Source organism: Solibacillus sp. R5-41, from assembly GCF_002736105.1.
GTDB lineage: Bacteria > Bacillota > Bacilli > Bacillales_A > Planococcaceae > Solibacillus.
This window is the reverse complement of sequence record NZ_CP024123.1, coordinates 264391-278110: the sequence shown is the minus strand read 5'-3', so window position 1 is coordinate 278110 and position 13720 is coordinate 264391. Positions and strand designations below refer to the sequence as shown.

Genomic DNA, 13720 nt, shown 5'->3' with positions numbered 1-13720 from the left:
TTTAGACATATATTTTAGTACCGCTTTCATTCCTTTTATAAAAGCTTTTCTAGAAAACTATCACGAATCCCGAAATAACTCATGTTATATTTCCTAACATGTAAAGACGGAAAAGAATTGCGTACATCACCTTGTAGCTTTAACATTTAAATTACATTAAAGTAAGGAGCTGGTGCTGATGAAAAAAATAGAGGCAATCATTCGTCAAGATGTTTTTGGTCTTGTTCGTGACGGACTTGCAGATATTGGTATTTCAGGTTTGAGTATTTCTGAAATTGCTGGATGCGGTCGGCAATTAGGGCGCACAGGTTTATTCCGTGGGAATGCGTATGAAATTGAGTTTTTACCAAAGCTAAAACTAGAAATGGTAGTAGATGACGAAAAGGTAGAAGCCATTGTTGAAGTCCTATTACGTGATGCAGCAACCGGTAAAGTTGGGGATGGTAAAATCTTTATTTATTCTGTAGAACAGGCAATTCGTATCCGTACTAAAGAAGTCGGATCAATTGCAGTAGAATAGAGGGGGCGACAAGTATGGAAGAAGTTATGTTATCTGTAAATTTAGTGTGGGTTATGCTCGGAACAATTTTAGTGTTCTTTATGCATGCAGGTTTTGCAATGGTTGAAGCAGGCTTCACACGTTCAAAAAATGCCGTCAACATTATTATGAAAAACTTTATTACAATTTCTCTTGGTGGGATCATTTATTTCTTATGCGGGTATGCCATTATGTTTGGGGATACTGCTGGTGGTCTTATCGGAACAAGTGGTTTTGCTTTAATAGATGTAGAAAATATCGGTTTCTTCATCTTCCAAGCAATGTTTGCAGCAACAGGCGCTACAATTCTATCTGGTGCAGTGGCTGAACGTACGAATATTATGGCCTATATAGGTATTGTTTTTTTAATGACATCATTCGTTTATCCTGTGGTCGGTCACTGGATTTGGAGTGGTAGCGGCTGGTTAACGGATCTTGGGTTTGTGGATTTCGCAGGCTCAACGGTTGTGCATTTAACTGGTGCAGTAGCTGCATTTGTAGCTGCTATTATGATCGGTCCTCGCCTTGGAAAATATGGGGATGGCAAAGTGAATGTTATTAAAGGGCATAGTATTCCTCTTGGGGCATTAGGTGTATTCATTCTTTGGTTAGGTTGGTTCGGTTTCAACGGCGCTTCCACTTTAGCAGCAGATCCTGCAACAGTTCCTGGTGTTATTGCAAACACATTCTTTGCAGCTGCAGCAGGTGTTGTAGCAACTGTTTTCTATACAAAATTCCGTTATGGTCATATTGACGGTTCTCTAACACTAAATGGTGCATTAGCTGGTTTAGTAGGAATTACAGCAGGTGCCGCAAATGTAAGTATTGTCGGCGCGATTTGTATCGGTGGTATCGCAGCTCCATTACTTGTTGAAGGGGTACGATTTATCGAATGGAAGCTAAAAGTGGATGATCCAGTCGGTGCAGTAGCGGTCCACGGTATTTGTGGAATTTGGGGTACACTTGCAGTTGGACTTTTTGACATTGGTGGTCAAGGTTTATTCTACGGCGGTGGCATCGGTTTACTAGCCGTGCAAGCTATTGGCGTATTAGCTACTATTGCATGGGTTAGCGTGACTGTTACAGGTGGTCTATTCCTTATTAAATTATTTATGCCACTTCGCGTATCGAAAGAAGAAGAAATTGCTGGTCTTGACGTAATTGAACACGGTACACCAGCTTATGAGTATCAAGAAATTTTCAAAAGCTCAGCATTACGTAACGAAACATTTGCACAACGTTTAACACATTTCGGTAAACCTCAAAGCATACATGAAGAACATATTTCTTAATCATTATTAAAAGGGATGGTCTCTCCAGTTTGAGCCCATTCTCTTTCAATTTGTTCTATTTGTAGTAAAAATCCCTTCATCAGAGTACCACTCCGAAAACCATTTTTAATTATTTCAATAATTCACTAGGATAAAAAAACTGTCCTTAAAGTCATTTACATGCCTTTAAGGACAGCCTTATGCTACGTATTTGTTAATCTACATGCATCGGATCTTTGCGTTTCGGTCCAATCATATTTAATAGAATATTTAATAGAATCGCTGTAATTGAACCAGCTACAATTCCGTTTGAAGTCAAAATCGATAGTGATTTTGGTAAGTTAGCGAAAATTTCTGGTACTACTGCAACACCTACACCTAAACCAACTGCTATTGCTGCAACCATCGCATTTTCCATTGATTTTGCAATCTCTGGTGCTAGCATGCGAATCCCTTGCGTAATTACCATACCAAACATGGCTAACATCGCTGCCCCAAGCACTGGCGTAGGGATGATCGTTGTAATCGCCGCTAATTTTGGTAGGAAACCAAGTGCTACAAGCATACCACCTGTAATGAAAATCACATTGCGGTCACGTACACCCGACATTTGGATTAAACCAACGTTTTGGGAAAACTATGCCTGTTTTGAATAACATCTATATGTACTTCTTTAATTTCCTTGAAATAATTATTGTAATAATCCCACATTTGATAGTCACCTACATTTACTATCATATTATTCAAAATTGTACTTTATTAGATTCACATTTACAAGTAATTACTGAAATTAGACTATAAAAAAGAAGGTGATGCAATTAAGCACCACCACTTTTAATTATTTTGCAATCTTGATAAGACCAGTTTCAGTACCAAAGAAACCTGTTTGAACTTGTAGCATTAAATCTGGGTTTGCGATTACTTCATCTGTTACATCAAATACGACCGTACCTGCGTTTGATAAGTCTGGGTTTACTTGTTGTAAGAAGAACTTTAATTCCATATCAGTATGCATAGAAGCAGTACTATCTGCTTCATAAGTTTTTTCACCGACTTTTAATTTGAAGAAAGAAGAATCAGTTGTAATTGCTTCATTGCCTTTATTAGTAACTGTTACATCAACTAATAAGTACGTGCCTTGTGCATTACTTCCAAACTGACCACCAACATTTTTAGCAGTTGAAGTTCCGTTTACAGTAAACTCTACATCACCAACTGTTACAACTTCACCGATACTAGCAACTTTTGGTTCTTCTTTTTTAGCTGGTTCTTTTTTATCAGCAGTTTCAGTTTTAGGTGTTTCAGCTTTATCATTAGTTACAGGTGTATCTTCTCCACCACTACCAATTGCAATAAACACAATAACAATAATCAACCAAAACCACCATTTTTTATAGAATGGTTTCTTCAGAAGGTTTTTAGCATCCTTCTTTGCTTGCTTTAATTCCTCTTTACTCATTGGTGCGTTACTCATGTTGTAATTCCTCCTACGAATCTACTCTGTAAATAAGTTTCCATATATAAGATCGAAACACATTATTATTTTAACATATTACTAATATATTACAATCTAATCATTTAGCCTCATAAAATATATATAATAAACCATTTACCATTATAAAAACCCGCGTTTTTAAGTAAATTTTAACATAATCAAGCAATGTATAATTATATAAATAATAACAATATTAAATCTCTAAATTCTCATGTGCACTATCATCCTTTAACCTTTGACATATACTTTAGTAAATAGTGACAATAGAAAATTAGTATTCTTTGTAAGCAGTCAGAATGTATACACGCCTTCACTATTTCGTCTTACTGTATTGTTGTACTTTGGTTTGATGTTAGATTGGGCAGTCCACCTTTCAGATATTATCTAATCATTGAGAGATAGCCATTTTAATTCAATTGCTATATATCATCACTCTCCAAATATTCTTTTAGTAGCGTTCTCATTCGCTTTGAAGGTATATATAGATTAATTGATTCTCCTTAGACCTTCCACTCCTAGCCTTTAATGGTCGCTAACACCAATTCAGATACCCATACCAACAAGGAAGTATGTAATGGCATCCTAGACTTAATTATTGCGGCGGCTAAGTCATAACCTTTCAAGTTTATTTAGCTGGTGTTAGTAGGCATTCCACCAGTGAGTTTTACCTAAAAAAGACAATAGGAAAGTAGACCTTTGCACTTTAGCTTTTTTTGAAGTAAAATGAAGGCAATATAACTCATATTCAGTTATCGATGCTGAGTCGATTTGTTAATGGGTTTTGCACTACTATGTCGTCAAACATATAGTGTATTTCTTCAAGAGGGTGTTTCCAGCACTCTCTTTTTATTTATCTTAAATACATCATCTACGTCTCTTGTACGCCATTTGATTAAGTGGACTATACAAATCATGCTGATTTTTTATTGTTTCATCATCAAAATGAACGTATTTTTTCGTAGTGCTTATTTGTGAATGACCAGCTATCGCTTGTACCACAAATACCGAAGCACCATTTTTAAGCATGTCTGTAATTGCTTGTCTCCTAAAGTCATGACAGCTGTAACCTTTATTTATCCCTGCTTTCTTAAGATAACGTTTTAAATTCCTTCTAAAGGTATCTACCGCCATTCTTTCACCGTACCAATTCAAGAAAACCGCTTCCGCATCCTTAAACACTTTCTTATTTTCATCAATCAGTTTAATTAGTAGCTGTACTGTTATATTTGATATTGGAATTGTCCTATATCGTCTGTCTTTCGCCTTACCTGATGGAAGTATAATCTGTTTCCTCATTAAGTCTATATCCACCACATCAAGATTGATTGCTTCGGAAATTCGTAATGAACTATCGTAGAGTACATGAAACAACACAAAATCCCGCCATTGCGGATAATATTTTTGGTCTGGTATTTCAAATAATCTTTGCATTTCATCAGCAGTTAGTAGTGTCACATTCTTTTCATCTACTTTTAAGTAATTAACTCTAAGCAAAATATTATCTTTTATTAAGTTTTCCTTTTTTAAAAAGGAATACCATGTTTTCAGAAACCTAATTCTAGCGTTGATAGTTTGAATGGATAACCCTCTTTTGCCTGTTTTAAAATTGTAATGTTCTTCCCGCATATAGTTAATATAAGCCCGTACAATTTCTCCAGATAAGCCATTAACACTTTTCAATTTATAATCCGTGATTTCTAACCAATTAGTGAAAAAGCGAAAATGTTCTACATACGTGACAAGTGTTTTTTCTCGAATATTTTCAGCCTTTTTCGCTGAATAAAAATAGTCATAAGCCTGCTGTAAAGTAAGAGATTCCGTATCGTCATTTATATCATCCCTCATTAAATAGCCCTTTTTCCGCATAAAAAAATGCCACCTCCTCAAATCTAAATCAATAGATAAAAGTAGGTGACAACATTCATTTCATCAAAATATGTGGGGTATTTTAATGAACGTTATTAAATTATTTATTGTATTTGTTAATCTACATGCATGGGATCTTTGCGTTTCGGTCCAATCATATTAAATAGAATATTTAATAAAATCGCTGTAATTGAACCAGCTACAATTCCGTTTGAAGTCAAAATCGATAGTGATTTTGGTAAGTTAGCGAAAATTTCTGGTACTACTGCAACACCTACACCTAAACCAACTGCTATTGCTGCAACCATCGCATTTTCCATTGATTTTGCAATCTCTGGTGCTAGCATGCGAATCCCTTGTGTAATAACCATACCAAACATGGCTAACATCGCTGCCCCAAGCACTGGCGTAGGAATAATTGTTGTGATCGCTGCTAATTTTGGTAGGAAACCAAGTGCTACAAGCATACCACCTGTAATGAAAATCACTTTGCGGTCACGTACACCCGACATTTGGATTAAACCAACGTTTTGGGAAAATGTCGTATACGGGAATGCGTTGAAAATACCACCAATAATTGACGCTAAACCTTCTGCACGGTACCCTTTTGCTAAATCTTTTGAAGTTAAATTCTTTTTACAAATATCACTTAATGCATAGTAAACACCTGTAGATTCTACTAATGAAACCATCGCGACTAATGTCATCGTTAAAATTGCGGACGCATTAAATGTTGGTGTCGCTAAGTAAAACGGCTGCATAATGTGTAACCACGAAGCATCTGCTACTGGTGTAAAATCAACTTTATCCATGAAAATACCAAGTGCTGTACCTGCTACCATCCCTAGTAAAATAGAAATGGCACGAACAAACCCAACAGTAAAACGGTACACAACTAAAATAATTACTAATGTAATGAACGCAAGCGCTACGTTTGATCCAGATGCAAAATCAGGAGCACCTTGACCGCCACCCATATTGTTTATTGCTACTGGAATTAAGCTAATTCCGATAATCGTTACGACAGAACCTGTTACAACTGGCGGGAAAAATGGAATTAATTTACCGAATAATCCACCAATAATAACAATAATTATACCTGATGCAATAATTGCTCCATAAACATCCCCTAAACCACCTGAAGTACCAATCGCAATAATTGGACTTACAGCAGTGAACGTACAGCCTAACACAACTGGTAAACCGATCCCGCTAAAGCGACCTTTCCATACTTGTAGTAATGTTGCCACACCACACATAAAAATATCAATCGCGACTAAATACGTCATTTGAGCAGGGGTAAAGTTAAGAGCTCCACCGATAATTAATGGCACTAAAATCGCACCTGCATACATGGCAAGTAAATGTTGAATCCCAAGCATTGTAGCTTTTGTGTTATTCATAAAAACGTTTTCCCCCAATTTATGTGTACTCTTGATGAGTAAAAAATCGATTCGTTTAACTGTTCTACTGAAAATTAGTCAAAAAATTCTACTTTACCATTTGCTAAAGATTTAATATTAGCTAATGATTCGATACGTAATCCTTGCTCACGTAAAATTTTGCCGCCTTCTTGGAATCCTTTTTCAATGACAATCCCTGCACCAACGATTGTTGCGCCAGCTTGATTAGCGATATCTACTAATCCTTTTAACGCCTCGCCATTCGCTAAAAAATCGTCAATAATGATGACATTATCATCTGCTGATAAAAATTTATTAGAAACCGAAATCTCATTCGTTTCGTTTTTAGTAAATGAATGTACTTTCGAAGTATACAAATTATCCGTTAGTGTAAGTGATTTGCGTTTACGAGCAAATACGACAGGTGCACCTAATGTTAATCCTAAAAATGTCGCTGGTGCGATACCTGAAGACTCAATAGTTAATACTTTGGTAATAACTACATCCGAATAACGGTTCGCAAACTCTTCCCCTACTTCTTTCATTAATAGGGGGTCGATTTGATGATTTAAAAATGAATCTACTTTTAAGACAACATCTGATAGTACTTGTCCTTCTTGTTCAATCTTTTCTTTTAAACGTTGCATATTATAAAGTCCTCCTTCAATTTCGTAAAAGTATTCCCAACTACAAAAAAACTCAGTAAACCTGTCCCCTTGTTAAGAGTGGAGCAAGTCTTCTGAGTAAAGTTCAAAAGAAATAACAGATGAGTAGCACAACGATTCTAAGTGAATTATCGGACTATTCATTCGTTAATCATGCTTCACCCATAGTCGATTTATTTATGGTAAATCGGTAGAAACTCGCAAGCCTTATCCCTGCTATTATATGAGTAAAGTTATTTAAGTCATGTGAATGTTCCAATTATAATCATCTCAATTTTGAAAAGCAATAAAATTAAAATAAAAAAATTATTCTTATTATTCGGAAATCTGGTGTTATTTTTATCAAAAAAGAAGTTAATGTTCGGATTTTGCTTTAATTATCCAGAATTTCGCAAATTTTATTTTTAAAACATTCGAATTTAGAACCATCTTTCCCAAAATAAGACATGCTACGTGTTGCGAAAATATGTACCTTTTTACCGTTATGATCGAGCATTTCTGCAAAGGCGCCTTCTGCCTCTAAATGCTGCACTTTTGTTATTGTAGAATTATAAATTACTAATTGTTCAGCATACATCGCTTTAAATTGATTCAACGCAGCTGTTCCTTGGAGCACAATTATTTCTGGTTGAAACTCATTTAATACCTCGTCAAAAATAACTTGCCCGCGTGCAAAAGCTTCTGGATTTTCCTTTTTTACTTCCTTTAACTCATCGGCACTTTCAACTTGGTACGTATTCAGAGATGTATATACAGCCGTTTCATTTAATTCCTTTTGCAGCCATTTCGCAAAGTGCAAAGATCCTTTAAATTCGCGTGGTGCATGTTGTACTTCACTATTATATAAATCTTCCATTAAATCCCTGTTTAGTAACGCATCAGCAAACCCTTTTTCACTGCCTTGCTCCACCTTAAAAAAAGGAATGGCATTTGAACCAACTAAAAATAAACGTGATTTATAAGGATTTCCATCCAAAATAAACGGTCGGTAAATGACTTCGTTTTTTGCTTCACTCATTATCCAGTTGTAAATTTTTTTATAAAACCCTATTGAAACAGTCACCTTCATCACTTCCTTAACTTTCATTTATCGTAAATAGCTTTTGTCAACGCTATTTTCATTTCTTTCATTATATTCTTATAATACCATCCCTATTTATCTTTTGGCGCAATATGAATTTTTTTTATGTGGATTTTTATGAACTGACATTACAAATGGCCAAACACCTTGTTTTTTCTCGAAGATGTTGTCACTGGACACGATAGTATTAACCTTTGTTTCTACTTGCTGTTTCTACTGGATTCGAGGCTCCCATATTTTGCAACTCATAGTATATCTAAATTTTATATCTATTTCTTTTGTTAAATTTTACAATTAGCTCCAACGATAAGTGTGCTAACAGTTAATGCAGCTTCAACGAAATCGTGCGATGTATACCAACTTTCACACAATAAATACATCAGTTGTTCAATACGAGATCAATCGTTCATTAACTCAGTTATCAGTCGAATTTTACTATCCATATTTTAGTTTTTGAAATAACCTAAAATCACAAAAAAAGCAAAACCCCAGCTTGAGGTTTTGCTTTTTTTTAATATTTATTTGTTAAATCGCAATCCTTTAATGGCACGATTTTTGTTTTATGCTTCCACTTATAGCCGATCCACAGTGCTGCGAATAATGGTAAACCAATGTATGACACTAAAACGCCGTACCAATCAATTGTGTCACCTGTGAATGCCATATAGTTTTGCCCTAAAATAACAATCATACAGAGCGCAAATGCGAATAATGGACCAAACGGGAAAAACTTCGATACATATGGTAAATCACTAAGTGAATGCCCTTGCGCCACATATGCACGACGGAAGCGGTAGTGACTGATTGCAATCCCTAACCAAGCAATGAATCCGGATAGCCCCGATGCGTTTAATAACCAAATATAAACGACACCATCACCGAAGAATGAAGCTAAAAATGATACGCAACCTACAGCCATTGTCGCCAATAAAGCATACACCGGAATTCCGCGCGTATTCACCTTTGCAAAAAACTTTGGTGCTTTTCCATCCACTGCTAATTGGAATAGCATACGGCTTGCTGCATATAAACCAGAGTTCCCTGCAGATAGCATCGCTGTTAAAATGATTGCATTCATCACGGAAGCGGCAAATGCAAAGCCTAAATTTTCAAATACTAATGTAAACGGACTTGTCGCAATGTCTTCTGACAGTAAACGTGAATCTGTATAAGGAATTAATAATCCAATTGCACCAATGGCAAAAATATAAAATAGTAAGATACGCCAAAATACTGAACGTACTGCCTTTGGAATATTTTTTGCTGGATCATCTGTTTCACCAGCCGTTACACCGAGCATCTCTGTCCCTTGGAATGAGAAACCTGCAGCTAAGAAAATACCAAAAATAGCTAGGAATCCACCGTTAAATGGTGCATCTCCAACAAAGAAGTTTGTAAAGCCTACCGGATCATTGCCACCTAAAATCCCGAAAATCATCAGGAAACTGACAATAATGAACACAATAACTGTTACTACTTTAATCATCGCAAACCAATATTCACTTTCACCGTAAGCTTTAACCGAAAGTAAGTTAAACGATAGAACAACGATAATAAATAATATCGTCCATGTAAGCGATGAACTATTTGGAAACCAGTATTTCATAATTAATGATACGGCTGCGATTTCTGCCGCGATTGTAATTGCCCAGTTGTACCAGTAGTTCCAACCTAATGCGAAACCTAGCGCCGGATCGACAAATTTCGTTGCATACGTACTGAACGAACCAGATGTTGGCATATATGCGGCCATTTCCCCTAAGCTCGTCATTAAAAAGTACACCATCACGCCGATTAATGCGTAGGCAAGTAATGCACCACCAGGACCAGCTTGAGCAATTGCACCACCAGAAGCTAGAAAGAGCCCTGTTCCAATCGTACCACCTAAAGAAATCATCGTTATGTGGCGACTTTTCAGGCTTCTTTTTAATTTATTTTTATTACCCAGTTGATCTGTTTTTATTTCACTCATGAAAAATTCTCCTTTTTATTTCATTTGAATAGGGTCAAATCTAATCATCCATACAGATTGAATTCTTCTGTTAAATGAAGATAAAAAGCCGCCACAAGTTTTTGTGACGGCTTTATTTAACACCAGACAAACTTGAAAGATAGCTCAACACATGCTTTAACATGTGACAGTTCTGTTCCTTTCGGAGACAGCCCCAGCATCATTTTTTGAGAATCAAAATGACACTTCGGCAATCATTCCTTTCATATTAGCTTCACAGATTTTCTCAATCTCCACTAAACTACTCTTAATGCTTGCGACCTCTACCTCATTTTGACATGAGGTAATGTAATATTTAATTTTTATAACGGTTCAAATTCTAGCATACCAAATTTTTGATAGCAACCAATTCGAATTTTATTATCTCTTCAGATAATTCGCGCAACTGATCTCATCTGTTATAATAATATTGATTTAAATAAAGGACGTGAAAAAATGAATTCTAAATTAGTTACATACACAGACAAAAATTTATCATCAAATAAATCTATTTGGCTATTTACACTGGCCATTATTTTATTTGCGACAACACTTCGAACGCCTTTAACGGTTGTTGGACCCATCATTTCGTTCATACGAGATGGACTAGGGATTTCAAACGTCCTTGCTGGATTTTTAACAACGATTCCTTTGCTTGCTTTTGCGGCAGTATCGCCGTTTGCAGCACGTATCGCTAGGAAATTCGGAATGGAATGGACACTATTTTATTCGGTTATCATTTTATGTATGGGTGTTGCGCTTCGTTCTGTTGGCTCGACTTCGCTTCTCATTTTTGGGACGATACTAATCGGGGTCGCTATCGCTTTTGGAAACGTGCTCATCCCTAGTTATTTCAAGCTGAAATTCCCTCTTCATATTGGATTATTAACAGGTATTTATTCTGTATCTATGAATATTTCTGCCGGACTTGCAGCAGGACTTAGCTATCCAATTGCATCGATTTCTGGATGGCAACTAGCACTTGGTCTTTCACTTATTTTAGGAATATTAACCTTACTCTTTTGGCTTCCAATATTAAAGGATCGAAAAGTAGAAATGAACTTTGCCAGCTCGAACAAACCGAAAAAGAAAATGTGGAAATCCCCTCTTGCATGGGCAATTGCAGCAACGATGGGCTTACAATCACTCATTTTTTATTGTTCAAGCGCTTGGCTACCAGACATCTTTATTAGCCAGGGGATGGATGCACAAGCTGCTGGTTGGATGGGCTCCATCATGCAGCTTGCACAAATTCCACTAACATTTGTCGTTCCAATTATTGCCGGAAAGCTTTCATCACAACGTCCGATTGTGCTCTTTTTTTCCATTTGTTACATAATCGGGTTTACTGGTGTGTTAATGGAATGGACAAGCTTGGCCGTTTTATGGATGATGTTTTTAGGTTTTGCAGGAGGAGCGTCATTTAGTCTTGTCCTTATGTTTTTCACATTACGAACAGAAACTGCTTTTGAAGCAGCTGACTTATCGGGCTTTGCACAGTCTGTCGGTTATTTAGTTGCAGCAATTGGTCCTGTATTATTTGGCTATGTCCACGATGCAACGAATAGCTGGACAATCCCGGTTCTATTATTTTTAATCGCTTCCGTATTATTATTTACTGCTTCCTTTATAAGCGCGAAAAAACAATTCGTCTAATGCAAACGTATGTACTCATTTATGGTATACTCTAATTACAAGAAACATCACAACATTGAAATTTAAAGGAGTACATAGAAGTTGCGTAAACGAAACCGACAAAGAAAGAAAAGAATGCCTAATTTCACATTGTTCATGATCGTCCTGGCGGGTGCAGCTGGCTGGTATTTTAATAAAACATTACAAGGTGTCGGCATTGGGATTCTTCTTTACTTTGTATTATTAATAGCTTTTAAAATTTGGTGGAAATCTCGAAAAACAGCAAAGCTACGCAAATCCGGTATTCGTGAAGTCGATGTAATGAGCGGAGAGGATTTCGAACGCTTTTTAGGCGAGTTATTTAAACGCCGAGGCTTTAAAGTGAGCTATACAGCAACAAGCGGAGATTACGGTGCTGACCTTCTATTAAAAGATGGCAAAGAGGTAATTGCTGTACAGGCAAAGCGCTATTCTAGTACTGTTGGTGTGAAAGCAGTGCAGGAAATTATCGGTGCTGTAAAAATGTATAATGCGACTGAAGCTTGGGTTGTGACGAATAGCCATTTTACAAAACAGGCAAAAAAACTGGCCGACATTAATGATGTTTATTTAATTGATCGTGACGAATTAATTGATATCATTTTGAATAAATAACGAAAGTATCCCCCTTATCCCTTTTACATGGATGAGGGGGACTTTTTGTTTATTTATAAGGAAGCTGCTGGTAGAAATAATTTGGTTTATTCGTTTTATTGTGAATCGGTTGATGGTAAATAGATGTTGTCGCAGGAGAAAGTGGTGGAATGAGCCACACCCAGTTCCCCGTTACTTCGCGCTGTTCTTTTTGTTCCTGCTGTTGAAACAATTGAAACTGTTGTGCTGCGGTATGATGATCCACAATGCTCACACCCGATTTCTTATAGGAATGTAACACCGCGACATTTAATTCTACAAGTGCTCGATCTTGCCAAAGTGATGCATTCGAAGTTGTTTCTAGCCCCATTTGCTGTGCCACCTTTGGCAAGAAATGATAGCGTGCTTCATCAGCTAAATTACGCGCGCCAATTTCTGTTCCCATATACCAGCCATTAAACGGCGCTGCTTGAAAGTCCATTCCACCAATATTAAAGCGCATGCTCGAAATAATCGGAACGGCATACCATTTCATTTGTAAGCTTGAGAAATCATAGTGTGGATGCTCGATTTGTACTTCGACTATATAGTCTTTCGGAATTTCAAAAAACGTTGGTTGGTGATCATCTATTTGAATGACAAGTGGCAGCACATCAAAATTTGTACATGCCCCGCGCCAACCTAATGCCTCACATATTTTTGTAAAGGCCAATGAATCTGAATCACCAATTACACCATCTGCGGTTTCATAGCCTGCATAGCGAATGAGCTGATGATTCCAAATATGTACACGGTTTTGTGCAAAAATCGAAATGACTGGCCGGATTTTTCCGTTGTTTGTAGCAAAGGCAATATGCTCTAGTAGCGCTCCAAAAACCTCTTCCTCATCCAATAAATGACGCTGGTCCAACACAGTTAAGCTATTCCAAAATAATCGACCAATGCATTTATTACTATTGCGCCAAGCAACACGCGCACCAAATGTTAATTCCTCTGTTGTAAAGTTAAATTGTGGGTCTTCCGCTTGATTAAGGCGACGTTCTAGCCATGCATCTGTTTGTTTCGTTTCTTTTTTATATAAAGCTAAAAATGAATTTAGTTCTTGTTCGTTCATGTTGTATTCCCCCTACCCCTTTCATTTTG

At 36.7% G+C, this 13720-nt stretch carries 11 protein-coding genes, 1 pseudogene and 2 riboswitches; of the genes and pseudogenes, 4 read left to right on the top strand and 8 right to left on the bottom strand.

The window, feature by feature from the left end:
* Positions 1-178: 178 nt before the first annotated feature.
* Together CSE16_RS01365 and CSE16_RS01360 are read left to right on the top strand one after the other, a co-directional pair.
* Positions 179-520 (top strand): P-II family nitrogen regulator, encoded by a 342-nt coding sequence (locus tag CSE16_RS01365; protein ID WP_099422200.1) that lies wholly within the window; start codon positions 179-181, stop codon positions 518-520.
* A 14-nt stretch (positions 521-534) separates the two neighbouring features.
* Positions 535-1830: an ammonium transporter gene (locus CSE16_RS01360; RefSeq protein ID WP_099422199.1), complete on the top strand. Its 1296-nt coding sequence runs from the start codon at positions 535-537 to the stop codon at positions 1828-1830.
* 193 nt (positions 1831-2023) lie between these two features.
* On the opposite strand, the pseudogene CSE16_RS01355 reads toward CSE16_RS01360, so the two are convergent.
* From CSE16_RS01355 to CSE16_RS01325, 7 genes and pseudogenes are all read right to left on the bottom strand, one after another.
* A pseudogene (locus CSE16_RS01355) lies at positions 2024-2446 on the bottom strand (solute carrier family 23 protein); the annotation flags it as partial.
* 201 nt (positions 2447-2647) lie between these two features.
* On the bottom strand, positions 2648-3283 hold the full coding sequence (locus tag CSE16_RS01350; RefSeq protein ID WP_253896145.1) for a DUF4352 domain-containing protein: 636 nt from the start codon (positions 3281-3283) through the stop codon (positions 2648-2650).
* Between the two features lie 885 nt (positions 3284-4168).
* Positions 4169-5170, bottom strand: a complete 1002-nt coding sequence (locus CSE16_RS01345) for a tyrosine-type recombinase/integrase (protein WP_099422198.1) — start codon at positions 5168-5170, stop codon at positions 4169-4171.
* A 116-nt stretch (positions 5171-5286) separates the two neighbouring features.
* The gene (locus CSE16_RS01340; RefSeq protein WP_099422197.1) at positions 5287-6573 is read right to left on the bottom strand and encodes a nucleobase:cation symporter-2 family protein; all 1287 of its coding nucleotides are present in this window, start codon (positions 6571-6573) and stop codon (positions 5287-5289) included.
* 74 nt (positions 6574-6647) lie between these two features.
* Entirely contained in the window at positions 6648-7220 is a 573-nt protein-coding gene (locus CSE16_RS01335) for a xanthine phosphoribosyltransferase (protein WP_099422196.1), read from the bottom strand.
* A 163-nt stretch (positions 7221-7383) separates the two neighbouring features.
* Positions 7384-7485: riboswitch (purine riboswitch) on the bottom strand.
* Positions 7486-7611: 126 nt separating this feature from the next.
* Positions 7612-8301, bottom strand: coding sequence for an RNA 2'-phosphotransferase (locus tag CSE16_RS01330; protein WP_099422195.1), 690 nt, complete (start codon positions 8299-8301; stop codon positions 7612-7614).
* A 529-nt stretch (positions 8302-8830) separates the two neighbouring features.
* Positions 8831-10291 carry an amino acid permease gene (locus CSE16_RS01325; RefSeq protein WP_099422194.1) on the bottom strand — a complete coding sequence of 487 codons (1461 nt, stop codon included), beginning with the start codon at positions 10289-10291 and terminating at the stop codon, positions 8831-8833.
* 132 nt (positions 10292-10423) lie between these two features.
* Positions 10424-10604, bottom strand: a riboswitch (Lysine riboswitch).
* 161 nt (positions 10605-10765) lie between these two features.
* Between CSE16_RS01325 and CSE16_RS01320 the strand changes: the two genes are divergently transcribed.
* Positions 10766-11965: a CynX/NimT family MFS transporter gene (locus CSE16_RS01320; RefSeq protein ID WP_099422193.1), complete on the top strand. Its 1200-nt coding sequence runs from the start codon at positions 10766-10768 to the stop codon at positions 11963-11965.
* Between the two features lie 81 nt (positions 11966-12046).
* Positions 12047-12598 (top strand): restriction endonuclease, encoded by a 552-nt coding sequence (locus tag CSE16_RS01315; RefSeq protein ID WP_099422192.1) that lies wholly within the window; start codon positions 12047-12049, stop codon positions 12596-12598.
* 49 nt (positions 12599-12647) lie between these two features.
* On the opposite strand, the gene CSE16_RS01310 is transcribed toward CSE16_RS01315, so the two are convergent.
* Entirely contained in the window at positions 12648-13691 is a 1044-nt protein-coding gene (locus CSE16_RS01310; protein WP_099422191.1) for a nitric oxide synthase oxygenase, read from the bottom strand.
* Between the last annotated feature and the right edge of the window lie 29 nt (positions 13692-13720).